This is a genomic window from Collinsella sp. MSK.8.10, from assembly GCF_019041915.1.
Lineage (GTDB): Bacteria > Actinomycetota > Coriobacteriia > Coriobacteriales > Coriobacteriaceae > Collinsella.
The window spans coordinates 12,646-39,055 of record NZ_JAHPYF010000003.1 but is presented as its reverse complement, the minus strand read 5'-3'; the positions used below and the strand labels follow the sequence as shown (position 1 = coordinate 39,055).

Below are 26,410 nucleotides of genomic sequence, written 5' to 3'. Positions count from 1 at the left end.
GCTTCAACGTTTGCACAATGCAAACGTTCTATGACGTCCCATAGATTACCAGCAGCTTTTTCCTTCATCAAGATAATTTCAAACTGATTGCCGCAACGCGGTTGAACGGTTGCGTTTGCGCCGTGAACGGTATGGAAACGCCCGGTGAGATGATCCACCGGGCGCTTCCATTCGCAATGTCCTAAATGTCAAAAACGTAGCGAGACCCAACGATCCGCTGACGACCGATGATAAACGGCCGCCGCTGCTCATCGAAAAAGAAGGCTTCCATATAAAACAAGGGTTCGCCAACGGGAACTGCCAACAGCCGAGCGACCTCGGGCGACGCGCACGCGATCTCGAGCGTGCACGGGTCGGTAAACGCGGGCGTGCGGCCCGTTCGGTTGCGCACGAACTCAAAAATGGATTGGTTAGATAGAGGTGCCGTTGATAGATAGGCGTTGTCCTCGTAAACGTATATGTTGTTCTCGAGCATGACGGGGACTCCATCGGCAGTACGTACACGCTCAACGCAAATCAAATCAGTTCCAACGGGAACACCAAAGAACTGCGCTTCGGTAGAATCTGCCGGCAGTATCTTTCTCGAAATGACGCACGCCCCCGGCTCCATTCCGTTAACGCGGCATGCGTCCGAAAAACTCTGGACGTCATCCTTCTGGCGAATCTTGCGCTTAAGCTTGGGGGCATTGACAAACGTGCCTTTCCCCTGCCGCTTCGTTAGATAGCCCTGCTGGACGAGCTCCTCAATAGCGCGTCGCACGGTAACGCGGCCAACTTTATAGCTCTCAGCCAATTCGAATTCGTTGGGTATCCGCGCGCCCGCCTTGTAGGCACCGGAGTTGATTTCGTTTTTAATGATATCAATAACCTGTTGGTACAGCGGTATCGCTGCTTTACCATCAGTTAGCCCTTCAGTCGGTGGCATATACCCTCTCCCAGCACAATTAAGTCTAAAACGGGCTTAAGGGCATTCAGCAAGTCCTTAAGCCCGCATTAGCATAAAGTATGCTTGCTGCCGCACCAAAATGTCGGGTATTTACTCATCAGACCCGAAAAACGCGCAACTACCGCGCTCCTAAGAAAGCGTGAGCAGCTCCGGCAGCTGGTCGATAATCTTGTCCGCGGCATCCTGGCTAAAGCCAAAGCGTTCCTCGCGCTTGGCAATGACTGTCAGGCCGGCTCGCTTGCCAGCGGTGATGCCGGGCACCGAATCCTCAACGCAGCAGCAGCGATTCGCGGGCAGCCCCAGCAGATCCAGCGCATGCAGGTAGATGTCGGGCTCGGGCTTGCTCTCCTTAAACTGCTCGCCGCTCACCACATACTCAAAGGCATCCGACAGCCCGCATGCGTTGAGCACTTCCTCGATGCTATCCATGGGAGACGAGCTGGCAAGCGCAACGCGAACGCCGCGGCGCGGCAGCTCTCGAATCGTATCCACGGCGCCCGGGTTGATCAAAGCCTGATAGTCGCGCGGACGCTTATGCGCCCACTCGTCCCAACGGGCCAACGCTTCCTCGCCAGTGAAATGCCCCTTACCGGCACGCTCAAACCAATCGACCAGCATATGCAGGAAGAACTGATGCGAGGTGCCGACCTGGCCGTTCAACTCCTCTTGAGTCAGATTAAGCCCAAGCTCCTTGGCAAACGCGGCAGTCTCGCCCAGGTAGTAATACTCGGTGTCGACAATGACGCCGTCCATGTCAAAGATAACGGCGTCGAACGGAAATGCGGACACGGCACCCTCCCTAACAAAAGGGCGCCCGCAAGCGGACGCCCGAACCATGCACTATCGGCGATTCTAACCCAGTAGCTGGTCAAGTGCCACCGCGATACCGTCTTCGTTGTTGTTGGCGGTCACCATCTGGGCCACGGCCTTGACTTCATCGACAGCGTTACCCATGGCGACGCCGGTACCAGCCCACTCGATCATGGACTTGTCGTTCTGGCCGTCGCCAAACGATACGACCTCGCTGGCATCGATGCCGAGCTTGGGCAGGGCACCCTCGAGCGCGCGGGCCTTGTCAATACCGGGCGCCGTGTACTCAAAGTACCAGTCGGCCGTAAACATGCCCGAAAGCGTCTGCTTAAAGGGCGCATACATCTCCTCGTAATGTGCCTGCAGGTAGGCCGGATCGCCCGCCGTCAGCAGCTTGTCCACGGGATAAGCATCCGCCACCTCATGAAGGCTCTCGACTTCGCGAATCTTAAGGTCGCAGGCATCGCGCTCGTATTTGACGATATTCTTCTGCGAGCCGTCCGGCAGTGTAATCATGCAGCGATACGAGTCCTCTACATGCAGGTCGCGCCCGAGCGAGATCATGGGGATCACATCATAGTTTTGCAGGTGATCAATCAGACGGTGCAGCTCGTCAGCCGGCATGGCCTGGTCAAAAAGGACCTCATCGGTCTGAGCGTCGACCACATGCGCGCCATTAAAGGCAACCAGCAGACCGTCATGGTTTTGAAGGTCGAGCTCCTGCGCCAGAGCATGTAGTCCCCATGCGGGACGGCCCGAAGCCAAAATGAGCTTAATGCCCGACTCCTGCGCCGCGAGCAGCTTTTCGCGCGTGCGCGGGCTAATCACTTTCTGGTCGTTGGTGAGCGTACCGTCAATATCCATCGCGATGGCTTTAATTGCCATATGTGCCTCCTTGCATCGTTTTTATCGCGCACTATCTTATCCGAGCCGGGGCACGTTCGCACAGCGCGCGTATGACGGTTGCAAAACCACCCCATTTGAAACAAAGGCAAAAAAGTACTTGCAAAGACGCGTTCCGACATATAAGTTGATAAAAGACCGCCGTTGCGGTTTTAAGTAGATCGAGCATATGAAGTTTGAGTTTTAGCGTGTAAGAGAAGGAAGATCGGCAAAGTACAACCCCAAACGCAATGACAACTTAATGAGGTAACTGCCACATGTGAGGCACCCAGGGCATTGCTGTCTCGATTTTGAGCACGATGCCTTCCGCCTTGCATGGGCCGTTCCATCCCGCCCCTGCAGCAACTGCCTCACGGGCTCATTGAAAACCGCATAGCACCCCAACGTCAGCACATCACCCACGGCAAGCGCATCACTCACGACAACCAGCACATCAACAAACAGCACGAACATCAACCGATTGGAGAAGCTATGACAAACCACCACGCTGAAGACGGCGATAAGAAAAGCATTCTGGATGCCCGCATTGAGCGAGCATATGCAAACGAATATGACGCCGCCTTTGCCGCCGCGACCATCAAGAACTACGCGTCGCTACCGCTCGCGACGATCTTGGCCGACCACCCTCAACTGCTGAAGCGCTGCACAAAGATCATGGGCGACCCCGACATTCGCAAGCTGACAGACCCCTATGCCCCAAAACGCGACAACGATTCGTACGTTCTTACCGTAGGCTGCCTAGCCCATATGCTTACGGCGCTCGACACGAAACTCAAGCTCGAATGGAAACCCGACGAGCGTCATGAACTCGAAAGCAAGCGGAACACCCTGCGCACCGCACTGTTCCTTCCGTTGGACGGCCTCAAGCGCTGCAACGTCGAGCTCAATACACAGGCGCGGCAAAAGCCCGGGACCACGGGGCAGAAAACTCCAAGACCCCATGTGGCCATCGTCGACCGTAACCGATATAACCGCATGACCGCGCACTTTTCCGCCGAGGGAGCAGCCATAAGGACGCTGATCGACCTGCTGTGCCTCCTGAGCATCAACGAGCTATTTGAGGGCTATCTCGCTCTTGTTCCCGCGACGGCACCCAAGTCGGTAGCAAAGATCATCGAGACCTGCAGACGCCAGTTTGAGCGTCATCGCAATGGCAGCGAGATGAACGCCAGCATCGCGCAGTACTACGCGGCTCATTACAAAAATGACGGATGTGCCCCTGTCGAGCATCAGCTGCGGCTCGCCTACACCACGCCCACCGCAACGCTCCATCGCTTTGGAGCCCTTGGCGCTTGCGAGCCGCACGAACAGGCAGCCTGCCCCACAACCGAGCTCGATCTCAGGCTCGGACGAACCCTGTAGCCCGCCAGCCCCTCCACGGGCAACAATCCTATTCCACAACACAACCAACAGAAAGGAGTCCTCATGGACACCAATCATTCCCCCATCATCAGCCCCCTCACCATGCGTGAATCCGCCCGAGGTATCACGCTCACCAGCATTTACGATGAGATGCTCGCCCGTCGCGAGCTCTCCGTCATGGGAAACATCGAAACCCCGATGGCCCACGACCTATGTCAGCAGATCCGCCTGCTCGATGCCACCGACCCCAGCCGCCCCATCACCATATTTGTCGCCAGCGCCGGCGGAAGCGTGCGATCGGGTCTTGCGATCTATGACGCCATGCGCCTCGCATCGTGCCCCATCCGCACCGTCTGCCTGGAATTCGCCGCGTCCATGGGCGCCGTGATCTTTATGGGCGGCGACGATCGCCGTATGGCGCCCCATGCAGAGCTCATGATTCACGACCCGCTGATCCCCCAGGGGGCAGGCGGCTCGGCACTTGCGCTGCAGGAAACCAGCCGGCGTCTCATGCAGACCCGCAAGACCCTCACGCAAATCCTCTCGGACCGCAGCGGCCTCACGCCCAAGCGCATCCAGTCCCTCACTGCAAAAGACACCTACCTTTCGGCCGAGCGCGCCGTCGAGCTCGGCTTTGCCCACGAAATCCTCTCGACCACCAAGGAGGTCGCCCATGTCTAACCTCGCCAGCCGCCTCGCCGCATCTGAGTCCGCATCGTCCACCATCCTCGCCAAGGATCGAACGCTTTCCTGCGACACCCGCCAAACGGGACTCAACAACAACGCACTTGTGATCGGCCCCTCGGGAGCCGGCAAGACCCGAAACGTCCTCAAGCCCAACCTGCTGCAAATGAACGCAAGCTACATCGTGCTCGACACCAAAGGCACGCTCTGTCGCGAAGTGGGACCCGTGCTGGCAGCCCACGGTTACCGCGTGCAATGTCTCAACTTCGCCGACCTCAACACCGTCCCGGCCCTTGCGCCCGGCATCGAGCGCTGCGGCTACAACCCCCTGAGGCACATTCGCCGCAAGGTGGACGGCAGGCCCAACCAGCAGGACATCCTCTCGGTAGCAAAGGCCATCTGCCCCATCGAGGACAACAACCAGCCTTTTTGGGATCATGCAGCGGCAAACCTGCTGTCGTGTCTTATCGCCTACGTCACCGAACAGCTACCCGCCGACGAGCAGACGATCAGCTCGGTCATCAAGCTGATCGAGCACCTGCAGGACGGTGCCACGAGTCGATTGTTTGACGACCTGATCACGATCGACCCCCAAAGCTATGCCCTCTCGCTATGGCGGCGCTACGCCATTACGCAAAATGCCGAGCGCATGCACGCGAGCATCGTCGGCATCCTTGCCGAAAAGGTCATGTGTCTGGGATTCGACGGTGCGGCACAGCTCTATCGTGAGTGCCATCAGGTGGACTTCGCTTCCATGGGACACACCCCCTGCGCCCTGTTTGTAACCGTGAGCGATATTGACCGCAATCTCGATCCGCTGACCGGCCTCTTTATTTCGCAGGCGTTTATGGGCCTCATTCGTGAGGCCGATAGGCAGCCCGACGGCAGCCTGCCCATGCCCGTGCGCTTTATGCTCGATGACTTCGCAAATCTGCAGATCCCCCAGATCGACAACGTGCTCTCGATTATCCGAAGCCGCAACATCTGGGCAACGCTGCTGCTGCAGTCGACCAACCAGCTCGATGCGCTCTATGGCGAGGCACGCGCACGCTCCATCATGGGCAACTGCGACACGCATCTGGTGCTGGCGTTCCAGGATCCCGAGAGTGCCCGGGTGTTTTCCGACCGCGCCGACGCGCTGCCCAGCACACTCATGGCGACGCCGATTGATTGCTCGTGGCTCTTTGTACGCGGTCGCACTCCCGAACAGGTCGAGCGCTTTAGGCTCGAAGACCATCCGCTCTACGGGGAGCTGCCCGAGGCGCAGCGAGGCCATGCGGAGGCCAAGATCTAAGCGCAGGGTTCTCGCAGCGCGCGGCGCCCCGGCGATGTTCCACAAAGGCCGTGCGCCCCGGGACCACGGCAAAGCAAAGGGGCCCGCATCCGATAGGATACGGGCCCCTGACTATAAGGCACGATGCGTTAACAGCAGCGACTACTTACGGTGAGCGCGGTAGAACTCGATGAGCGCCTGAGTCGAAGCGTCCTGCTCGGCCTTGGCGGCGTCGTCGTGGAAGGCAGGGGTAATCTGCTTGGCAAGCTGCTTGCCCAGCTCGACGCCCCACTGGTCGTAGGAGTCGATGCCCCAGACCGTGCCCTCGACAAATACGATGTGCTCGTACAGGGCGATGAGCTCGCCGAGCGCAAACGGGGTCAGCGTGTCGCCAAAGATCGAGGTCGTCGGACGGTTACCCTCAAAGCAGCGGGCCGGGACGATCTGCTCGGGCGTGCCCTCGGCACGAACCTCGTCGGCCGTCTTACCAAAGGCGAGCGCCTTGGTCTGGGCCAGGAAGTTGCCCAGGAACAGCTCGTGGACATCCTGGCCGCTGTCGGTCGCAGGGTTGGCAGTGTTGGCGAAAGCGATAAAGTCGGCCGGGACCACCACAGTGCCCTGGTGCAGCAGCTGATAGAAGGCATGCTGGCCGTTGGTGCCGGGCTCGCCCCAGAAGATCTCACCGGTATCGGAGGTCACAGCGCTGCCGTCCCAGCGGACGTGCTTGCCGTTGGACTCCATGGTGAGCTGCTGCAGGTAGGCCGGGAAGCGGTGCAGATACTGGCAGTACGGAAGCACGGCGTGGCTCTTGGAACCGAAGAAGTTGACGTACCAGACATTGAGCAGGCCCATCAGCGCGACGGCGTTGTTCTCGAGCGGGGTGTTGCAGAAGTACTCGTCGATGGCGTGGAAGCCTTCGAGGAACTGCCGGAAGCGCTCGGGGCCGAGCACGACGATCAGCGACAGGCCCACGGCGGAGTCAACGGAATAGCGGCCGCCAACCCAGTTCCAGAAACCGAAGGCGTTGGCGGGGTCGATACCGAAGGCCTCGACCTTCTCGAGTGCGGTGGAAACGGCGACGAAGTGCTTTGCCACGGCCTCGGCGTTCTGCTCATCGGAGCCGTCGATGGCGCCCTGAGCCTTGAGCTGCTCGAGCATCCAGGTCTTGACCTCGCGGGCGTTGGTGAGGGTCTCGAGCGTGGTGAAGGTCTTGGAGACGATGATTACGAGCGTGGTCTCGGGATCCAGGCCCTTGAGCTTCTCGGCCTGGTCGTTGGGGTCGATGTTGGAGATGTAGCGGCAGTCGATACCGGCGTCGGCATAGGGGCGCAGAGCCTCGTAGGCCATGACCGGGCCCAGGTCGGAGCCGCCGATGCCGATGGACACCAGATGCTCGATCTTCTTGCCGGTAACGCCCTTCCACCCACCGGAGCGCACGCGCTCGGCGAAGGCATACATGCGGTCGAGGACCTCGTGCACGTCGGCGACGACGTCCTGGCCGTCGACGATGAGCTGGCCCTTCTCGCTTGCCGGGCGGCGCAGCGCGGTGTGCAGGACAGCGCGGTCCTCGGTAGTGTTGATGTGCTCGCCAGAGAACATGGCGTCGCGGCGCTCCTCGAGCTTCACCTCGCGGGCAAGATCGCACAGCAGCTTGACGGTCTCATCGGTCACCAGGTTCTTCGACAGATCGAAGTGCAGGTCACCGGCGTCAAAGCTCAGCTTGTTCACGCGGTCGGCGTCAGCAGCGAACCAGGCCTTGAGGTCGATACCTTCGGCCTCGAGCTTCTCCTGATGAGCCTCGAGCGCCTTCCAAGCGGCAGTCGACGTAGCATCGATAGGTGCGGCAACAGTTGCCATAGAGTCCTCCTCAGCATACGGGCGCACGCCTCCATGCGCCCGGACATTCAGATGCCACTATTCTAGCGCAGGTCAAGACTACAATCAGCGAGCGTTGCCAATCGGCCCCCAAACGGCAACCGATTAAAAAGGGACAGGCTTATTTTGGCAGGTCAAACGCTTTACCAACCAAAAACAACCCGTCCTTTTATGGCAAATATTAGGCCGCGGCGCAGATGCTACCGAGCAACTCACGCAGAGGAGACCCGATGCCCTCCAGCAGTTCGGGCGCGATAATGGCAAAAACGGGAACCTCACCGATGCCCACGACAGCAGGCGCCTTGCCCTCCGAGACAATGCATCCATAAGGGACAAAACCGTCTTCGCCGGCATCGAGCGCCGCCATGCGACGCGCGAGCTCGCGCGCAAAGCCAGCAGTATCGGCATCGCCAATCGCCAGGACAAAGTCCACGCCTTCGTCGGTCGCCAGGGCCACGGCTTCGTCGATCAGCTCGTCTCCCCCGTCGCCCTCAAACGAGCCGCAGCGAAAAAGCACGCGCTCGAGCAGGGCTCGATCAAGCGAGCCAAGTGCCGCCGAGACAAGCTCATCGCGCGTATGCTTGTCACCGCCCAACACGACCAGCGCCTTGGTGCCACCGTAGTGAGCGACCAATCGTCCGCACCAGCGAGCCACGTCTCCATCCGCAACAAGGCGCGTCGGCATACCAAACCCATAATTGACCATCTTTCCCACAACCCTTCCGTGCGCATAGGCGGTATCAATCGTTAGGCTCATGCTACGAAGCGAGGTTTTCCGAGCTGTTTCGCACTCTTTAGAGCTGCGTTAAAAACCCAATCCAACCGCACGACCATACCTACCAAAACAAACCAGTCCCTTTTTGACAGGTTTTGACGATGTCCGGACGAGCGGGTATTATCGAACAGATATTCGATAAGAACATGTGTTTGATGGGAGGACGCGTGGGGCACGAGCGTCACACCTATATCTGCATCGACCTCAAGACGTTTTACGCTAGCGTCGAGTGCGTCGACCGCGGACTCAACCCGCTCACCACCAACCTGGTCGTTGCCGACGAATCGCGCGGGCGCACGACCATCTGCCTCGCCATCACACAGGCCATGAAGGACTTAGGGATTCACAATCGCTGCCGTCTGTTTGAGATTCCCGACGGCATCGACTACATCAAAGCCGCACCGCGCATGCAGCACTACATGGAAGTGTCGGCGCAAATCTACGGCATCTATCTGGAATACGTGAGCCCGCAAGACATTCACGTCTATTCAATCGACGAATGCTTTATCGACGTGACGCCCTATCTAGACCTCTACCATACCAATGCCAAAGGCTTTGCCTGCATGTTGCGCGATGAGGTCCTCGCGCGCACCGGCATCACGGCGACGGTCGGCATCGGCCCCAACCTATTCCAGGCCAAGGTAGCGCTCGATATCACCGCCAAGCACGTACTCAGCCGCATCGGCATACTCGACGACGAGACCTTTCGCAAAGAGATCTGGCCCCATCGTCCCATCACCGATATCTGGGGCATCGGCCCCGGCGTGGCAGCACGACTCGAAAAGTATGGCGTCTACGACCTGATGGGTGTCGCCGCACTCGACGAGAACCTGCTCTACGACGAGCTCGGCGTCAATGCCGAATATCTCATCGACCATGCCTTCGGGCGCGAGCCGACAACCATCGCCGATATCCAAGCCTATCGCCCGCAAGCAACTTCGACCACCACAGGACAGGTGCTCTCGAAGGGTTATGCCTACGAACAGGCCTATACCGTCTTGCGCGAGATGGTCGACAACGCCGTTTTAGACTTGGTCGATAAGCACGTGGTCTGCGACAGCATCTCGCTCTTTGTGGGCTACGCGAGCGAACGCGCCGACATACGCCGCCTCGACGCCAGCGGTACAGCGCAGTATGTGGACGGATGCGGGCACCTGCGCTCGAGCACATCGAGTATCGAACCCACCGCAACCGCCGACCCCGAGCTCGCGCCCCGTGCGCCCAAGCCCGTCCAGCGCGATGACGAACGGCGTCGCCTGGTGCGCGAAGCGCAGGCAATCGATGGCATCTTTGTGGGAGAGCATGGCGGCAAACCGCGCGGTGGCTATGCCGCACTCTTTGCGCACTCTAACGCCTCGCGAAAGCTGAGCGAGCGTACCAATTCGTTTAAGAAGATCATGGGCTATTTCGATGAGCTCTGGGCGCATACTGTCGATCCCAAACGACCGGTCAAGCGCATCAACCTGGGATTTGGCAACCTCATGCCCGAGGAATTTGCCACCATCGATCTATTCAGCGATATCGAGGCCGATGAGCGCGAGCGCGACCTGGCGCGCACCGTCCTGGCCGTGAAAGGCAAGTACGGCAAGAACGCGCTCGTCAAGGGATTAAGCTTTACCGCCGGCGCCACCGCGCGCGAACGCAACGAACAAGTTGGAGGACACCGTGCCTAAACCCAAACAACAGCCCGTGCGCCCGCCGACCGCCTTCGAGCGCTTGGCGGACCCCGAGGGCAGACGCCGCGCCGCCGACCCCAACCTCACTGCCAACGGTGCCGTGCGCGCCAACCGCGCCGCACAGTTTATGCCCTTTGCCGCCCTCACGGGATACTACGAACTCGTGCGCAAGCAGGAAATCACCGTCGAGCCAAAACGTGAGCTCGCGGAAGAAAAAGCCCTCGTACTTTCTAAAAAGCTCGAGGGTCTCAAACGTGGCGACTTGGTTCGTGTCACCTATTACGATACGTACGGCCATCGCTCCCGCACCGGCATCCTCGACGAGGCGCTCCCCGCCTTCAAGCTCCTCAAGCTCAAAGACATCGCCATCGACTTCGACGACATCCAAGACATCGAACTGCGCGGACGAGCCTAGCCAAGGAAGCGCATCCAGGGCGGCGCTTACAGCGTCATGACGTAGTAGCCCGCGTCTTTCACGGCCGTCTCGAGAACACCACGATCAACCGGCTGTTTAGAGCGCACACGTGCCGTGTGATCCGCATACGTCACCGTTGCCCACACGCCGTCCAGCGCATTGAGGGCATTGGCCACGTTCTGAGCGCAGCCGTCACAGCTCATGCCGCCGATGAGCAGCTCATCGCTATAGGGATAGTGCGATGCATCGGTATCCACCACAACAACCTTTTTGGCCTTCTTGCCGCTCGCACCATCGCTGCAGCAACTCTTCCCGTGTGTCGAAGCGGCAATGCGACGCAGTCCAAAAAACATGCCGACGGCAATGACGGCCAGCACGATGAGATTCGCAGGGTTGAGCAAGTCGCTCATGCGTTCCCCTTTCAAGTAGCACTATCTAGATACCCCCATGGGGTGTCCCCATCTTAACCCAAAATCATGTCCGTTCGGTCAATTAGTTTCCCTCTTCAAACTTTTTTGTTGACCAAGGCTTACTTTCGTGTATAAGTTTTCCTAGGCTAACAGTTAGATCCGTAAGGAGCGCCGTGACTCGAACCATAGACATCCCAACGTTTCAGGCGGCAGTCGTGCGCAACTGCTCTCCCACGCTCGCGGGCATCAAGCCGGCATCGCTCTTTACCTATCCAGGCACCTACGCCCACGGGGACGGCTCGGTCGCAACCGAAACCATCGCAGAGCGCCGAGCACGCCTGCTCAACGTTATCGCCCAGTGCAATCGCGAGCTTGACCCGTTCGGTATCCACCTGAGTGTTTTGGTCTGGCGGCCCTGCGGAGCGCTCGTGTATATGTACCGAGCCAAAAGCCTCACCACCTATTTCGCAGACCCTCGCGCCCAAACGGCGCTCGCCTCGGAAGGCTACGACACGAGAGACCTTTCGACATGCCTTGTGCATTTGGCATCACGCATCACGCTCGCGAGCAATAACGTCGCGGAATGCGCCTGTAGCCAGACTCGATGCGCACTACCCCAGCAAGCTAGCTGCAGCAACGACTGCACCTGCGAGTTTCCGCACGAAATAGGCTACTTCCTCGGATATCCCTACGACGATGTGCGCGAGTTTATCGTCCAGCGCGGCGAGAACTACAAGGTCTTTGGAGCTTGGAAGGTCTACACGAATGTCGAGCAAGCGCTTGCGATGTTTGACGCCTACCGCGCTTGCACTCAATACCTCACCTTTGTCTATCAGCAGGGCAGCAGCTTGGCGCAACTTGCCCAGGCAACCCGATAGAACATAGAAGCCGCGGCAACCTGCCGCACAACTGAAAGGACTCAACATGAGCAAGATCGCCGTCGTCTATTGGAGCGGCACGGGCAATACCGAGGCCATGGCAAATCTCGTCGCCGAAGGCGCCACGTCCGCGGGTGCCGAGGCAGAGGTCATCTCCTGCGCCGACTTCTCCGCAGACAAGGCCGAAGGCTATGACGCCATCGCCTTCGGCTGCCCCGCCATGGGCTCCGAGGAACTCGAGTACGATGAGTTCCAGCCGATGTGGGACGAGGTCAAGGAGACTCTCGGCGACAAGAGGGTCGTCCTCTTTGGCTCCTATTCGTGGGCCGAGGGCGAGTGGATGGACAACTGGAAGGCCGACGCCGACGAGGCCGGCGTCAACGTCGTGGACTCCACCATCTGCTACGACGCGCCCGACGACGAGGGCGAGACCGCTTGCAAGGCCCTCGGAGCCGAGCTCGCGTAACGAACCCAGGGCCTCCAAGAGAGCCTGCATCAAAGCGCATCCCCATCCCTACAAAAGAGCGGGGCTGGATTCAAGTCCAGCCCCGCTCTTTTGTAACGGCAGTTACATCAACCGGCTACGAGATATTGCCCAAGAACGCCTTGGTGCGCTCGCTCTTAGGATGGTCGAAGACCTCGCTCGGCGTACCCTCTTCCACAATGACGCCTCCGTCCATAAAGACGACGCGGTCGGCGACATCGCGGGCAAAGCCCATCTCGTGCGTCACGACGATCATGGTCATACCGTCGTGCGCCAGGTCACGCATGACGCCCAGGACGTCGCGCACGAGCTCAGGGTCGAGCGCCGAGGTGGCCTCGTCAAAGAGCATGACGTGCGGGTTCATCGACAGGGCGCGGGCGATGGCAACGCGCTGCTGCTGGCCGCCCGAAAGCTGACTCGGCATAAAATCGATGCGCTCGGCAAGACCGACCTTGGTCAGCTCCTCGACGGCGATCTTTTCGGCCTCTTCCTTGCTGCGCTTGAGCACCTTTTGTTGCGCAAGCATGACGTTCTTTTTGACCGACAGGTGCGGGAACAAATTGAACTGCTGGAACACCATACCCAGATGCGTACGCACCTTGTTGAGGTCGACACCCTTGGCGCACACATCCACGCCCTCAACGATAATCGAGCCACTCGTGGGATGCTCCAGACGATTGATGCAGCGAAGCATCGTCGACTTGCCCGAGCCCGAGGGGCCCAAGACCACAACGACCTCACCCTTGTGAACATCCAGATCGATATCGCGCAGGACCACGTTGTCGCCAAAGGCCTTCTGGAGGTTCTTGATACTGACGACGACCTCGTTCGAGTTATTGGTTTCGCTCATGATAGGACCTCCTTACAGACCGGCGATGTGATCGGCAGGCGTCGCGACAACCTGTCCGGCGCTCTTGGCGGGACGCTTCTTCTTGGTCTCGGCCGTGCCCAAAAGCCTCGCCTCAAGACCGCTCACCAAGCGAGCGAGCGGCAGGGTGATGACCAGATAGAACAGGGCGGCAACCACATACGGCGTGATGGAGCCCGTCGTGGCCACGATGGTACGGGCGTTCATGACGATCTCGACCACACCCACGGCCGCAAGCAGCGACGTATCCTTGTAAAGCAAGATAAACTCGCTGGTCAGCGTAGGCAAAACATTGCGGAACGTCTGCGGAATCATAACGTAGAGCAGTGTCTGGAAGGCATTCATGCCCAGAGAGCGAGCAGCCTCGTTTTGACCCTTGGGGATCGATTGAATACCGGCACGGAAGATCTCACACAGATAGGCAGACGAATTCATGGCCATGACGATGACGCCGAGCACATAGTCATCAACCTTGACGCCGGCCAACGGCAGACCGAAGAACGCGATATAGATCTGCAGGAACGCCGGCGTACCGCGAATGATATTCACGTAGATACCGGCAAGGCAGCGCAGGATGCGCGACTTGGAAATGCGCATGAGCGATAGGGCGAAACCGAAGGGAATTGCCAGCGGAAACGCCACAAGCACGATCGAGAGCGACATGAGGAAGCCCTTGAAGACGATCGGCAGGCTCTGGACCAAAATGACCGGGTTCAAGAACAGGCGCAGGAACATATTGGAGTTCCAGGCCTCGACCCACGGCTGCTCCTTAAGATCGGCCAGGAAGTTATCGAAGGCCGTCACGCCCTTGATCTCCACCGACGGAATCTTGGAGATCTTCTTGGTCAACCCGTCAGCGAGCGTATAGGTGCCGCTAAAGACCTCATCGCCGCCCTCGACGGGAAACGTCACACCATAAACCTCGACACGGAAAAAGCCGCCGGCAGGCGCCGTCTCGCCAAAGTCGATCTTGAGCGTCTGACCATCAGCCGTGCACGTGGGTTTCATGGGCGTACGATCCATGAGGTCCTCGCCCGAGAGCATCGTCAATCGCGTGTCATCGGTACCAAATGTCGTGCCGTCGACAAACGTCAAAGAAAGACCGCTCAGCTCCTCGTCGGCATCGGCCTGAACTTCCCAGGTAATGCGCGTCTCGGTGCCGCCGACCACATCGCTGCCCGAACCGGTGTTGGGTCGGGCGGTAATCTTTGCGGTCTCAAGCGCCTGGGCGGTCGTGGGCGCATATGCCCCCGCGCACACCAGCGCGAGCGCCACGGCCATGACGCAGACTAGCTTTTGGAGCAAGGCGGGCAGTGGAAAACGCTGCTCCGCGGCCCCTTTGTTCAGTCGAGACAAGGTGGCTCCTATCGTAGAAGTTGCCGGCAAAACGAGACGGAAACGCTCTCCGTCAAGAGAAGCGCAAAGGCCCTCTCCGCAAAACGGAAAGGGCCCGCGCGCAATCAAGTAGTTATTTTACTTGATGTTGTACTTAGCCATGAGGGCGTCGACGGTACCGTCGTCGGTCAGGTCCTTGATGGCCTGGTTGATGTCATCCTTGAGCTTGGTGTTGCCCTGGTTGATGGCAATGGCGTACTCCTCGCCGGTGCTAATCTGCTTGATGGTCTGGCAGGTGTTGAACTGCTCGGCGGTCAGCTGGCTGGCAACGGAGCGGTTGGTGACTACAGCGTCGCCCTTATCGGACTGCAGAGCGCTAAAGCACTCGGTAGCGTCCTTGTAGGGGACAATCTTGGCCTTGGGGAAGTTCTCCTGGGCAAAGGCCTCGGCGGTCGAGCCAGACTGGACGATGATGGTAGCGTCAGCGTTGTTGAGCTTCTCGCTGTAGTTGTCGGCCGTGATGTCGGTGTTATCGACCTTGGTCACAATAGCCTGATCGTCCATGTAGTAGGAATCAGAGAAAGTGACTTCCTTCTCACGCTCGGGCGTGTCGGTGATAGCCGCAATGGAAACGTCATACTTGGCGCCCGAAGCGACACCCGGAACCAGCGTGTCAAAGTCATTGTTGACATACTCGACATCCAGGCCCAGCTTGTCGCCGATGGCCTTGATGAGCTCAAGGTCAAAGCCCTGATAATCGCCGTTGTCATCCTTGTACTCAAACGGAGCGTACTCGGCAGAGGTGCCGACGGTCAGCGTACCATCCTTGACGAGCGCGTACTCCTTGGAGCCGTCGACCTTCTCGACCTTAGCGTCGTCAGAGCTGCTGGAACCGGCATCAGAACCAGAGGTGGCGTTGGACGAGCCGCAGCCCGTCAGTGCGAGGGCGAGCGCCATGGCACCCGTGGCGGCAAATGCGCCAAGCTTCTTGAGCTTCATAATCAGTCTCCTTCCGGTGACCTCGTTTGATTCAGAGGCCTGCAAAAACTGTTGGCTATTATGCACCTGGAATTACGAATCTGCAATGAGAAAACTGATTGAAACAAACCCATAACGTGAATGGAATACTCTACTTTGTGACAGTCATTACTGCTGCAATGACCTTAATAATCTAATTTCAGCTGCATAACCTGCAAGTTCGTTCGGAGTCTCCAAAATAAACGGCAGCGAACACAAACGGCCATTCGATACAATATTCTGCATAACCTGCATACCGCCACCAAATTCCTCGCTGCCAAGGTATCCCTTGCCGATGCACTCGTGACGATCTTTATGGGCGCCACAAGGGTTCTTCGAATCGTTGATGTGTACGGCATGCAAGCGATCGATACCCACCACGCGGTCAAACTCGTCGAGTACGCCGTCCAGATCATGGATGATGTCGTAGCCGGCATCGCTCACATGGCAGGTGTCCAAACAAACGCCCAGCTTATCGGACAGCTCTGGGCACTTGGCGGCAACGCCCTCGATAATGCACGCCAGTTCTTCAAAGCTACGGCCCACCTCGGTGCCCTTGCCTGCCATGGTCTCAAGCAATACCGTCGTCTGCTGTCCCTCAAACATCACCTGGCACAGCGTGTCGACAATCATCTGAATGCCGACGTCTGCCCCCTGTCCCACATGCGCACCGGGATGAAAATTGTAGTAGTTGCCGGGCAGCGCTTCCATGCGCTGCAGATCCTCGGCCATGGCCTCCAGGGCAAACTCGCGCGCCCGCTCCTTAGCGGAGCAGGGGTTATAGGTATACGGGGCATGAGCCACGAGCGGGCCAAAGTCGTTTTGCTCCATAAGCTCGCGCAGGGCCGCCACGTCATCCATGTCAAGGTCTTTTGCCTTGCCACCGCGCGGGTTGCGCGTAAAGAACGCAAAGGTATTGGCGCCAATGGACAACGCCGTCTCCCCCATCGCCCGATAGCCCTTCGTCGTCGAAAGATGGCACCCGATCGTCAGCATCTCCAACTCCCCCTCATCAGTTGCGGTGAAATACGGTCTATTGGTGCCTTATTTTGGCGCAAACAGACCGTATTCCACCGCAAGTTATAAAAGGGGCATCAGAGATGTGGGCCGCCAGGCACCACGGGCGCCGGCGTCATGATCCCCTACGCGTCAGCGCCAAGTCCTAGAGGGCTAGACGGATTGCATCGATGATGTGCGCGCAGCGCTGCGTGGCGGCTAGGGACATGATGGGGCTTTCGAGTTTCCCCGCCTGAATGAGCTGCGTCGCATGCTGGATTTCGCCGTAGAAATCATCGACCTCAAACGGGGCATTTATTTCGAGCGTTCGCCCGTCGGAGTACTTCACATGGGCGAGCTCGGGGCGATGGAGACGCTCGATTTCCAACGAACCCCGCTCACAGGCAATCGTTAAGCGGCTTTCATATGTTGCTTTGCCGTCGCACACCATATGAATGGGTATACCGCCGACGCTCATATGGATCTCGTCGGCCCAATCGACGCGACCGCCCGATACGTCACGCCAGCGAACTTCACGGGACGAAACCTCGCACGCGCCCGCGAGCAAATCCTCAAACCAACCAACCGCATAGCAGCCCATGTCATATAGACAGCCGCCCTGCAACGGATCAAGCAGATAGCCCGAAGGAGACTCGCCGTAATCGAGCTTTTGCACGCTTTCAATCGAGACAATACGGCCAAGCTCACCCGACGCAAGCAAGTCCTTCACGCGAGTGCGCATCGGGCAAAACCGATTCTTCATCGCCTCCATAAACAGCACGCCGCGCTCGCGAGAGATGGAGGCAATCGAGAGAGCCTCTTCCTCACTCAAAACGGCCGGCTTTTCGCACAGCACGGCCTTTCCGGCGCGCAGCGCGCGACAGGCCCAACGCGTATGCATGCCATGCGGAAGAGCCAAGTAGATTGCGTCGACATCGGGGTCGGCAATCAGCGCGCCATAAGCCGCGTCGCCGTTATTGTCGACCGAGGCATGGCCATGCGCAGCATCGATCGAAAACGCTCGGCAAAATTCCTCGACATGTGCAGGAGTGCGGCCGGCCGCAGCCACAAGCCGTGCCCCGTCCACCTCCTTGAGCGACGATGCAAATCGATGCGAAATGTGCCCGGCGCCCAAAACGCCCCAACGAACCTCACGCAAATCATCACATGAATCTCGATGACCCACGACAGCCCCCTTCAGTTGCGGTGAAATAGTTCCTGTTTGGCCCCTATTCTGCCGCAAACAGGAACTATTCCACCGCAAGTTATAAAAGGGTCATGAGGAGCGCGTTTTGCCGAAGGCCTTAAGCACCGCCGTCACGGGACCAGGCTGGAAACGTCGGCGCACATCGTCGAGACGCTCGGGAATATCGATGTGCTGCGGGCAGTGCCGCGCGCATTTGCCGCATTTGACGCAATTGCTCACCAACTTGGGCTCGCTTGTGCGCACCGCGCTCGCCGTAAAGTATTGAGACAGCCCCGTAAACCAGCTGTGCGCATAGCTTGCGTTGTAGGCGGCAAAACATCCAGGGATATTGATGCCTTTAGGGCACGGCATGCAATAGCCGCATCCCGTGCAGGGCACACGGTTCGATTTCTCAAACTCCATCAACACGCGCGCAATCGTGTCGAGCTGGTTGGCCGTCATCGAATTCGGCAACGCGAGGTCTGCCAGTGACGAATTCTCGTCCACCTGCGCGGTATCGGTCATACCCGAAAGCAACATGGTCACCTGGGGATGATTCCACACCCACGAGAGCCCCCAAGCGGCAGGCATATGCAAATGCCGATCGCATGCACCATCGAGAACAGCGCGCGCCCGCGGAGGCAATTTGCCTGCCAAGCGTCCGCCCAAAAGCGGCTCCATCACAAACACCGCGAGACCTCGCTCGGCGGCGGCCATGAGCCCCGCCGTTCCCGCCTGATATCGTTCTCCAGCGTAGTTGTACTGGATCTGGCAAAAGTCCCACTCATACGCATCGAGCATCGTAAGGAAGTCCGCCGCGCTGCCGTGGTACGAAAAGCCTATCTGACGAATACGCCCTGCAGCCTTTTGCTGCGCGATCCAGTCCTCGATGCCCAACGCCACCACACGTTCCCACTGGGCGGGCGAGGTAATGTTGTGCATGAGGTAATAGTCGATATGGTCAGTCCGTAGGCGGCGCAGTTGCTCGTCGAAGAACCGGTCGAAATCCTCCGCGCATTTGCACGAAGCATGCGGCAGCTTGGTTGCGAGCAAAACCTGGTCGCGCAAGCCCAGGCGCTCAAGCGACGCACCCACGCACGCCTCGTTGCCGGGATAGAGATAGGCCGTGTCCAGGTAGTTAATCCCCTGCTCCACCGCACGGGAAATGATGGCATCGGCTGTCTTCGCATCCGGACGTCCCGGCGCACCGGGAAACCTCATGCAGCCCAGACCCAGAGCGGATATTCGGTTACCACTTTTAGGGTCAACGCGGTATTGCACGGCCCCTCCCCTCCCATCGAAGCCCTGACAAGGCGAAACAAACCCGTCACGTCATCGAAACACATCGGAATCGCAATTGAGAACGTATCGTAACGCAGCAGAAATCGAGCCGTCACGGCACCGCTTTAACATCAGCAAAAAGCCCGATGAAAGGAGCCGGGCATCACCACGTGCGAGGACGCCTACCCCTACCCCGGCGAGCAATACATCCTCTCGGTCGACCGCCATCAGATCGAAGTCATGGACCATCTGGACGAGCTTCCCGCCACAGGCGCCGTCATCTTCTGCACCTTCCCCAAGGTCCGCGATGGCGTCGGATACCCCGCCCGCGTCTTTGCGGTCTGCCCCGCGGCATAAGCGCACAGCGCAATAGTTTCTTTTTCATAACAGCCGCCCCGCGCACCCACCAATCACCCTGGCAGCATACAATCCATCAGGCGCCCCTTACGCGGGCGCCTTTTACATGGGGAGATGATTCACATGCAGATCAACAAGGTCGCCTTTATCGGCAAGGGCGGCGTCGGCCTGCTCTACGGCAGCATGATTGCCAAGGCCCTCGGCAATGACGCCGTCGAATACGTTATGGATGACACCCGTTTTGAGCGTCACGCGAACGACGCGCTCACCGTCAACGGCAAGCCCTGCGATCTCACGTCCGTCCGTGCCAGCGAGGCGACGCCCGCCGATCTGGTCATCCTGACAGTCAAGACCACCGGTCTCGACCAAGCACTCAAGACTATGGAGCGCGTCGTGGGACCCAACACGCTCATCGCCTCGCTGTGCAACGGCATTACGAGCGAGCAAAAGATTGCCGAACGCTTTGGCTGGGAGCATACCGTTCTTGGTATCTGCCAGGGCATGGACGCCGTGTTTCTCAACGGCGCGCTCACCTTTACCAATGCGGGCGAAATCCGCTTTGGCGCGGCGGCCGGCACGAACCCCGCAACCATCACCGCAATCGACGAGCTCTATACGCGCTGCGGCATCGCCCATACCGTCGAGGACGACATCGCCCACCGCATGTGGGCCAAACTCATGCTCAACGACGGCATCAACCAGACCTGCATGGCCTACGGCGGGACCTACGGAAGCGCCACGGAGCCGGGCTCCGAGCAGCGTCGCTGCTTTGTTTCCGCCATGCGCGAAACGCTTGCGGTCGCCAACGCCGAGGGCGTTGAACTGACCGAGGCAGACCTGACGCAAATGGTGCACCTCATCGAGGGAATCGACCCCGCCGGTATGCCCTCGATGGCTCAAGACCGCATCGCAAGGCGCAAAACCGAGGTTGATGAGTTCGCGGGCACCATCTGCCGCCTCGCAGCCAAACACGATATCCAGGCACCGCAAAACGAGTGGCTCTATCGGCGCATCCGCGATATCGAGAAAAGCTGGTAGCGCCGACGCGCCGCATTCAACAGCCTTAACAGCAAAACCGCCGCAAGGGAACCTTTCCCCTGCGGCGGCCTTCATCTTCGTCTATGACCGGCGGCCGATCTCACAACAGTTAGCGTTGCGACCCCGGCACCTCGTCCTCATCGTCGCGGCAAAGAACCACGCCTGCGCTTCCCAGCAGCGTGGCCGCGATCAGCGCGCCGACCACGATAGGAGCAGCCCCGCATGTCCCCTGCATGTCCGCGACGAGCGCGGCCGTGGGACCAAGGCAGCCAAGCATCAACGCGACGGCGGCAACGGCAATATCTCGAGCATTCACAAGACCACTTCCTCCAAGAGAAAGACCTTATTTCTCAAGAACCAGTGTGCCCCGCATCCATACGCCCAGCGTACCGCCACGGTAAGGGCTCTGTTAACTCAAACGCATACATAGAACGGACGTCCTTACGTTGCCCTAAAGCTCGGTAAAGACGCCCGTCCGCCAAATATCCGTGATGCAGAAAAATTACCAACCGGTGTAGTAATCGGTGGTTCCGGCAGCGCAGCCGGAGTCATAGACCTTGCAATCACCCTTGGAGCCCGTAAAGGTCGAGCCCTGGGCCATATCGCCCGCGGCAACAACGTAATAGCCGTCGGAATCGCGCCAGAAGCCCTCAGAATCCTGAGTCCATTCGCCCGTGCGATAGTGATAAAGCACATTGCTGCTGTAATAGGTCTCGCGGCGCCCGTTGTAGTTATTGACACCCGCAGAGCGCGTCAGGCCCGATCCGTTCGCGTAGGACGCGGCAGACGCGTAAGACGGAGTGTAACCGGCGTTGTAGTACGAAGCCTGGGCGGCCTCGGCAGCCTCCGCCTCGGCGGCAGCCTCGAGCGCTTCGCGCTTGGCATCCTCAAGCGCAGCGCGCAGCTCATCGAGCTCGGTCGACTTGGCGTCGACCTCCCCCATCGTCAACAGGCTACCCGCACCGTCGATGCAACCCTGCAGCACAGCACGCTCGTCATCGGTAGCATAGTCGCCATACATATTCATAATGATCTGAGCGCGCATCTCAAGGGAATCGCGCTTGGCCTCCATCGAGGCGTTCCACTCCTGCATGGAACCATAACCATCGCCGCGATAGTCAACGGGCTGCACCAGCGTCGCCTCGGACGGCGTAGGTCCAACCGTATCGGATAGTGTTGCCGCGTGGGCATCGGTTGCACCGGCGCCCGCCAAAAGTGCCACGGTCAGAGCGGCGGAAAGGGCGGCGGCTTTCGGTTTTCGTGAATCGATCCTCATGTAGCTAGAAACCTCCGTAGTGCGTTTTTGCTGCGTTTGAGCTGCGTGTGATTCGATCGCGCTGCATAGTACCCCGAGCAAATCGCGACCTGCGGTTTTACTCAAAAGGCGCACGTCAATTGCGTAAAACTCACATCCTCTTAACAGGAGTTTTCCACATCTCGATTGCATAAAGCATGCCAAAAACCCTGTTTTTGCACCCGCTCTATGCAAAAAAGGCGCCTGTGCAACCATTGTTCGCACAGGCGCCTTGAGCAGGCATTTTATGCAGTTATACCTATCGAGTCGCAAGGGGTCCTTGCACAAGTCGCCTTACTCGTCCAGCGCGGCGAAGGCCTGCTTCAGATCCCAAATGATATCCTCGGCGTTCTCGGTACCGATGGAAAGACGGATCGTGGAGGGCGTGATGTTCTGCTCGGCGAGCTCCTCGGCAGAGAGCTGGGAGTGCGTAGTGGTAGCCGGGTGCACGACGAGCGACTTGACGTCGGCCACGTTGGCGAGCAGCGAGAAGACCTGCAGATGGTCGATGAACTTCCAAGCTGCCTCCTGGCCACCCTTAATCTCAAAGGTAAAGATCGAGGCACCGCCGTTGGGGAAGTACTTCTGATAGAGCTCGTGATCGGGGTGCTCAGACAGGCTCGGGTGGTTCACCTTGGCGACATGGCTATCACCAGCCAGGAACTCAACGACCTTCTTGGTGTTCTCGACATGACGGTCAACGCGCAGCGACAGAGTCTCGGTGCCCTGGAGCAGGATCCAAGCGTTGAACGGGCTGATGCAGGCGCCCTCGTCACGCAGCAGGATGGCGCGGACATAGGTTGCGAAGGCGGCGGGACCGGCAGCCTCGGCAAACGAGACGCCATGGTAGGAGGGGTTGGACTCGGCGATCTGCTCATACTTGCCGCTCGCCTTCCAATCGAAGTTACCGCCGTCGACGATCACACCGCCCAGCGAGGTGCCGTGGCCGCCGATGAACTTGGTTGCGGAGTGGACGACGATGTTGGCACCATGCTCCAGCGGACGGAACAGATACGGGGTGCCGAAGGTGTTGTCGACGACAACCGGTAAACCGTGCTTCTTGGCGATCTCGGAGATGGCGTCGATATTGGGGATGTCAGAATTGGGGTTGCCGAGCGTCTCGAGGTAGATGACCGTGGTGTTGTCCTTGATGGCGCCCTCGACCTCGTCCAGGTTGTGGGCATCGACGAAGGTGGTCTCGACGCCAAACTGGGAGAGCGTATGCTCCAGCAGGTTGTAGGAGCCACCGTAGATGGTCTTCTGAGCCACCACGTGGTCACCGGCCTGGGCAAGAGCCTGCAGGGTATAGGTGATGGCAGCAGCACCGGAGGCGACGGCAAGACCTGCCACACCACCCTCGAGTGCGGCGATACGGTCCTCGAAGACGCCCTGGGTGGAGTTGGTCAGACGGCCGTAGATGTTACCGGCGTCGGCAAGACCAAAGCGATCGGCGGCGTGCTGGGAGTTGCGGAACACATAGCTCGTGGTCTGGTAGATAGGCACGGCGCGGGAGTCGGATGCGGGATCGGCGCTCTCCTGGCCAACGTGAAGCTGCAGGGTATCGAAACCAAAGGTGTGCTCGGGGTTGTTGATGAACTGGCTCATGATGATCTCCTTGATCGAACAAAAGTTAATAAATTAGAGAGAAGTAAGTCGCTGTCTCCTGATCACGCCGACGGGCGCAAACAGGAGCCCGGCATTCGTCTTGGTAAGCAATTCATATGCGGGCCTCCTTTCACATCCCGGTTCCGTGTTTGGCTTAATTACCTACCGCCTTTGTGTGTTTTGAATAGTACGAGCATTGTTTCCCTCGGTCAATCACTTAAAAGCGCTAACCTGTTATCGGTTATATAGATAACACTCGAAAGGATGGCGCCGATGACCCTCCAGCAGCTTCGTTTCCTGATCGCCGTAGCAGAGTCCGGCTCAATCAATGCCGCAGCTCAGCGCCTCTATACCGCTCAGTCCAGCATCTCAAACGCCGTCAAAAGCCTGGAACAGGAGCTCCACCTGGAGATCTTTACGCGCTCCAGCCGCGGCGTCACGCTCACCAACGACGGCACCGAGCTTTTGGGCTATGCGCGCCAGGTCGTAGAGCAGGCCGATATGCTCGAGGCGCGCTACGAGGACGGCGGCACCCCGCAAGCCCGCCTCGCCATTTCCGCCCAGCACTACGCCTTTTCGGTCGAGGCCTTTGTCAACGTGGTCGAGCGCTGCCGCGACAGCAAGTTCGAGTTCATCATGCGCGAGACTACCACATCGCAGATCATCGATGACGTCCGCGCGTTTCGCAGCGACATCGGCATCCTGTATCTGGACGACTTTAACGCCCGTGTTCTGCAGAAGGCTTTTGCCGATGCGCGCGCGAGCTTCCATCCCCTATTCGACGCGACGGTCCACGTCTTCGTTAGCGAGCGCCACCCGCTTGCCCGCCGCCCGCAGCTGTCCCTTGCCGACCTCACACCCTATACGCGCTACAGCTTTGAGCAGGGAACCTCAAACTCCTTCTATTACGCCGAGGAACCTTTTAGCTATATCCCTTGCGACCGCAACATACGAATCTCGGACCGCGGAACACTTACTAACTTACTTATCACGTCGAACGGTTACACCCTGTCGACCGGTGTCCTCTCCAATGAAATGCAATGGGGTATGGCATCGATCCCGTTAGCAGACGCCCCAACGATGCACGTAGGCTATATCATGCACGACGAGCGCAAGCCCTCTCCCCTCTTGCAGCAATACCTCGACGAGCTCAACCGCATCATCCATGCCAACTAACTGTCGGAAGACGGGATAGAAATCGTAGATTGCTAGCCCCCGGCGGGCATGGCGCTACAATGGTCACTCACACGAAACGTACCCAACGAAAGGAAGCCCGTGAAGGTCATCATCTATACCGACGGCTCGGCCCGATCAAATCCGGGACGCGGCGGCTACGGCGCCGTGCTCAAATACACCAACCCCGCCGGCAAGACCTTCACCTCCGAGCTTTCGCGCGGTTACGCCAAGACCACCAACAACCGCATGGAGCTCATGGCGGTCATCGTGGCGCTCGAGGCACTTAACCGCCCCTGCGAGGTCGAGGTCCATTCCGATTCGCAGTACGTCGTTAACGCCTTCAACAAACACTGGATTGACGGCTGGAAAAAACGAGGCTGGAGGACCGCCAACAAGCAGCCTGTCAAGAACCGCGATCTGTGGGAGCGCCTGCTCACCGCAAAGAGCAAACACAAAGTGGAGTTCATCTGGGTTAAGGGCCACGCCGGCCATGAGCTCAATGAGCGCTGCGACGAGCTTGCCACCACGGCGGCCGACGGCAGCAACCTCGATATCGACGCCGGCTTTAACGAGAGCGACCTGTAACGGCGTTTTCGCACGCTTTTGTGTCCTCCCGCGCTACACTCGTCCTGTAAGCCAAACAACGCAAGGGGGACACATGTTGCGTATCGCAACCATCGGCACATCCATGATTACCGACGACTTTATCCAGGTCGTCAACGCCAACGACCAAGCCGCGTTTGTGGGCACGCTTTCACGCGACGCCAATCGCGGTACTGCCTTTACCGCCGAGCGCGGTGGTGAGCGAAACTTTACGTCACTCGATGAGCTTGCGGTAGCCGCCGACGTCGACGCCGTCTATATCGGCAGCCCTAACGCACTTCACTACGAGCAGGCCCTTGCCTGCATCGCCGGTGGCAAGCACGTCATCGTCGAGAAACCCTTCTGCGCCACCGAAGCGCAGGCGCTGGAAGTCTTCCGCGCTGCCGAGGCAGCAGGTGTCGTGGCCCTCGAAGCCATGCGTCCCCTCCACGATCCCGCCTTCCACGCCATCGAGGACGCCCTGGGCGAGATCGCCCCCATCCGCCGCGCCTCATTGCGCTTTGGCAAGTATTCCTCGCGCTACAACGAGATTCTCGCGGGACGCGCCACCAATATCTTCGACTGCAATATGGCATCGGGTTCCCTCATGGACATTGGCGTCTACGCCGTCGAGCCCATGGTCGAGATTTTCGGCATGCCCTCCGGCCTTACGAGCATGACTACTCTGCTCGACCCCACCACGCGACAGCTCACGCACGGCCCCATCGACGGCTGCGGTTCCATCCTCGCCAGCTATGGCGGAGGCCGCATCTCCGTCGAGCTCGCGCACTCCAAAATTACGAATGACCTACTGCCCTCGCAGATCGAAGGCGAGCGTGGCACTATCCAGATTGACCATCTGTCAACGCCCCGCAACGTCCGCATCGACTATCGCGGCGACGTCGTACGCGGCTCGGCGACCGAGGCGCCGCGCGAACAGGGCGACAACGGCCGCGTGCTCGACCTGCCCAAATCGAGCAACACCATGGAATACGAACTCACAGACTTTATCACCGCCATCGGCGGCATCGATAACGTCAAGGAAGAGATTTGGGAGACCCCGGCGGGACGCCACGAGCTTGGCCACTACCGCGATGTCACGCTCGTCTCACTACGCATCATGGATGCCGTGCGTCAGCAGGCCGGCATAACCTTCCCGGCCGACGCAGGCAAGCAGGCATAGC

General features: G+C 59.0%; 26 protein-coding genes. 11 read left to right on the top strand and 15 right to left on the bottom strand.

Going from position 1 to position 26,410, the window contains the following annotated elements:
* Nucleotides 1-181: 181 nt before the first annotated feature.
* The 3 genes from KTF55_RS04545 to KTF55_RS04535 form a co-directional block, all read right to left on the bottom strand.
* A complete protein-coding gene (locus KTF55_RS04545; RefSeq protein ID WP_035138851.1) occupies nucleotides 182-925 on the bottom strand; it encodes a GntR family transcriptional regulator in 744 nt (247 codons plus the stop codon).
* Between the two features lie 150 nt (nucleotides 926-1,075).
* Nucleotides 1,076-1,735: an HAD family phosphatase gene (locus tag KTF55_RS04540; protein ID WP_328291069.1), complete on the bottom strand. Its 660-nt coding sequence runs from the start codon at nucleotides 1,733-1,735 to the stop codon at nucleotides 1,076-1,078.
* Nucleotides 1,736-1,798: 63 nt separating this feature from the next.
* A complete protein-coding gene (locus tag KTF55_RS04535) occupies nucleotides 1,799-2,641 on the bottom strand; it encodes a Cof-type HAD-IIB family hydrolase (RefSeq protein ID WP_196032656.1) in 843 nt (280 codons plus the stop codon).
* 333 nt (nucleotides 2,642-2,974) lie between these two features.
* On the opposite strand from KTF55_RS04535, the gene KTF55_RS04530 reads away from it, so the two are divergent.
* From KTF55_RS04530 to KTF55_RS04520, 3 genes are all read left to right on the top strand, one after another.
* The gene (locus KTF55_RS04530; RefSeq protein ID WP_217108532.1) at nucleotides 2,975-4,021 is read left to right on the top strand and encodes a hypothetical protein; all 1,047 of its coding nucleotides are present in this window, start codon (nucleotides 2,975-2,977) and stop codon (nucleotides 4,019-4,021) included.
* Nucleotides 4,022-4,084: 63 nt separating this feature from the next.
* Nucleotides 4,085-4,702 carry an ATP-dependent Clp protease proteolytic subunit gene (locus KTF55_RS04525; protein WP_022094432.1) on the top strand — a complete coding sequence of 206 codons (618 nt, stop codon included), beginning with the start codon at nucleotides 4,085-4,087 and terminating at the stop codon, nucleotides 4,700-4,702.
* A complete protein-coding gene (locus tag KTF55_RS04520) occupies nucleotides 4,695-5,999 on the top strand; it encodes a VirD4-like conjugal transfer protein, CD1115 family (RefSeq protein ID WP_196032650.1) in 1,305 nt (434 codons plus the stop codon). Before KTF55_RS04525 ends, KTF55_RS04520 begins: the two co-directional genes overlap by 8 nt.
* 141 nt (nucleotides 6,000-6,140) lie before the next feature.
* Here KTF55_RS04520 and pgi read toward each other — a convergent pair whose 3' ends face one another.
* Nucleotides 6,141-7,835: a glucose-6-phosphate isomerase gene (pgi, locus tag KTF55_RS04515; protein WP_217107728.1), complete on the bottom strand. Its 1,695-nt coding sequence runs from the start codon at nucleotides 7,833-7,835 to the stop codon at nucleotides 6,141-6,143.
* A 199-nt stretch (nucleotides 7,836-8,034) separates the two neighbouring features.
* A complete protein-coding gene (locus tag KTF55_RS04510) occupies nucleotides 8,035-8,559 on the bottom strand; it encodes an iron-containing alcohol dehydrogenase (protein ID WP_217108531.1) in 525 nt (174 codons plus the stop codon).
* A gap of 170 nt (nucleotides 8,560-8,729) precedes the next feature.
* Between KTF55_RS04510 and KTF55_RS04505 the strand changes: the two genes are divergently transcribed.
* Together KTF55_RS04505 and KTF55_RS04500 are read left to right on the top strand one after the other, a co-directional pair.
* Nucleotides 8,730-10,301 (top strand): DNA repair protein, encoded by a 1,572-nt coding sequence (locus KTF55_RS04505; RefSeq protein WP_217107726.1) that lies wholly within the window; start codon nucleotides 8,730-8,732, stop codon nucleotides 10,299-10,301.
* The gene (locus tag KTF55_RS04500) at nucleotides 10,294-10,719 is read left to right on the top strand and encodes a hypothetical protein (protein ID WP_226790579.1); all 426 of its coding nucleotides are present in this window, start codon (nucleotides 10,294-10,296) and stop codon (nucleotides 10,717-10,719) included. Before KTF55_RS04505 ends, KTF55_RS04500 begins: the two co-directional genes overlap by 8 nt.
* Nucleotides 10,720-10,745: 26 nt before the next feature.
* On the opposite strand, the gene KTF55_RS04495 is transcribed toward KTF55_RS04500, so the two are convergent.
* Nucleotides 10,746-11,129, bottom strand: coding sequence for a heavy-metal-associated domain-containing protein (locus KTF55_RS04495; RefSeq protein WP_117766094.1), 384 nt, complete (start codon nucleotides 11,127-11,129; stop codon nucleotides 10,746-10,748).
* Nucleotides 11,130-11,302: 173 nt separating this feature from the next.
* On the opposite strand from KTF55_RS04495, the gene KTF55_RS04490 reads away from it, so the two are divergent.
* Entirely contained in the window at nucleotides 11,303-12,007 is a 705-nt protein-coding gene (locus KTF55_RS04490; protein ID WP_217107725.1) for a DUF3793 family protein, read from the top strand.
* 46 nt (nucleotides 12,008-12,053) lie between these two features.
* The gene (locus KTF55_RS04485) at nucleotides 12,054-12,473 is read left to right on the top strand and encodes a flavodoxin (protein ID WP_148332746.1); all 420 of its coding nucleotides are present in this window, start codon (nucleotides 12,054-12,056) and stop codon (nucleotides 12,471-12,473) included.
* Between the two features lie 115 nt (nucleotides 12,474-12,588).
* On the opposite strand, the gene KTF55_RS04480 is transcribed toward KTF55_RS04485, so the two are convergent.
* The 6 genes from KTF55_RS04480 to KTF55_RS04455 all read right to left on the bottom strand — a co-directional run bounded on the left by KTF55_RS04480 (nucleotide 12,589) and on the right by KTF55_RS04455 (nucleotide 19,174).
* Nucleotides 12,589-13,341, bottom strand: a complete 753-nt coding sequence (locus tag KTF55_RS04480; protein ID WP_117770154.1) for an amino acid ABC transporter ATP-binding protein — start codon at nucleotides 13,339-13,341, stop codon at nucleotides 12,589-12,591.
* A 12-nt stretch (nucleotides 13,342-13,353) separates the two neighbouring features.
* On the bottom strand, nucleotides 13,354-14,715 hold the full coding sequence (locus tag KTF55_RS04475) for an ABC transporter permease subunit (RefSeq protein WP_226790581.1): 1,362 nt from the start codon (nucleotides 14,713-14,715) through the stop codon (nucleotides 13,354-13,356).
* Nucleotides 14,716-14,832: 117 nt separating this feature from the next.
* Nucleotides 14,833-15,693, bottom strand: a complete 861-nt coding sequence (locus KTF55_RS04470; RefSeq protein ID WP_099431468.1) for an ABC transporter substrate-binding protein — start codon at nucleotides 15,691-15,693, stop codon at nucleotides 14,833-14,835.
* Between the two features lie 147 nt (nucleotides 15,694-15,840).
* The gene (locus tag KTF55_RS04465; RefSeq protein ID WP_117848784.1) at nucleotides 15,841-16,707 is read right to left on the bottom strand and encodes a deoxyribonuclease IV; all 867 of its coding nucleotides are present in this window, start codon (nucleotides 16,705-16,707) and stop codon (nucleotides 15,841-15,843) included.
* A 166-nt stretch (nucleotides 16,708-16,873) separates the two neighbouring features.
* Nucleotides 16,874-17,893 carry a Gfo/Idh/MocA family protein gene (locus tag KTF55_RS04460; RefSeq protein ID WP_226790583.1) on the bottom strand — a complete coding sequence of 340 codons (1,020 nt, stop codon included), beginning with the start codon at nucleotides 17,891-17,893 and terminating at the stop codon, nucleotides 16,874-16,876.
* A gap of 90 nt (nucleotides 17,894-17,983) precedes the next feature.
* Entirely contained in the window at nucleotides 17,984-19,174 is a 1,191-nt protein-coding gene (locus tag KTF55_RS04455) for an aldo/keto reductase (protein WP_117848780.1), read from the bottom strand.
* Nucleotides 19,175-19,654: 480 nt separating this feature from the next.
* On the opposite strand from KTF55_RS04455, the gene KTF55_RS04450 reads away from it, so the two are divergent.
* Nucleotides 19,655-20,569, top strand: a complete 915-nt coding sequence (locus KTF55_RS04450) for a ketopantoate reductase family protein (protein WP_226790585.1) — start codon at nucleotides 19,655-19,657, stop codon at nucleotides 20,567-20,569.
* A 109-nt stretch (nucleotides 20,570-20,678) separates the two neighbouring features.
* Here the strand turns inward: KTF55_RS04450 and KTF55_RS04445 are convergent, their stop codons facing one another.
* The 3 genes from KTF55_RS04445 to KTF55_RS04435 form a co-directional block, all read right to left on the bottom strand.
* Nucleotides 20,679-20,885 (bottom strand): hypothetical protein, encoded by a 207-nt coding sequence (locus tag KTF55_RS04445; RefSeq protein ID WP_117848774.1) that lies wholly within the window; start codon nucleotides 20,883-20,885, stop codon nucleotides 20,679-20,681.
* A 186-nt stretch (nucleotides 20,886-21,071) separates the two neighbouring features.
* On the bottom strand, nucleotides 21,072-21,845 hold the full coding sequence (locus KTF55_RS04440) for a hypothetical protein (RefSeq protein WP_117848772.1): 774 nt from the start codon (nucleotides 21,843-21,845) through the stop codon (nucleotides 21,072-21,074).
* Nucleotides 21,846-22,157: 312 nt separating this feature from the next.
* Complete coding sequence (locus KTF55_RS04435) at nucleotides 22,158-23,468, bottom strand: O-acetylhomoserine aminocarboxypropyltransferase/cysteine synthase family protein (RefSeq protein WP_217107724.1); 1,311 nt, start codon at nucleotides 23,466-23,468, stop codon at nucleotides 22,158-22,160.
* Between the two features lie 273 nt (nucleotides 23,469-23,741).
* Between KTF55_RS04435 and KTF55_RS04430 the strand changes: the two genes are divergently transcribed.
* From KTF55_RS04430 to KTF55_RS04420, 3 genes are all read left to right on the top strand, one after another.
* Complete coding sequence (locus KTF55_RS04430; protein ID WP_148332745.1) at nucleotides 23,742-24,644, top strand: LysR family transcriptional regulator; 903 nt, start codon at nucleotides 23,742-23,744, stop codon at nucleotides 24,642-24,644.
* 48 nt (nucleotides 24,645-24,692) lie between these two features.
* A complete protein-coding gene (gene rnhA, locus KTF55_RS04425; protein ID WP_148332744.1) occupies nucleotides 24,693-25,229 on the top strand; it encodes a ribonuclease HI in 537 nt (178 codons plus the stop codon).
* Nucleotides 25,230-25,302: 73 nt separating this feature from the next.
* On the top strand, nucleotides 25,303-26,409 hold the full coding sequence (locus KTF55_RS04420) for a Gfo/Idh/MocA family protein (RefSeq protein ID WP_148332743.1): 1,107 nt from the start codon (nucleotides 25,303-25,305) through the stop codon (nucleotides 26,407-26,409).
* The last annotated feature ends 1 nt before the right edge of the window (nucleotide 26,410 follow it).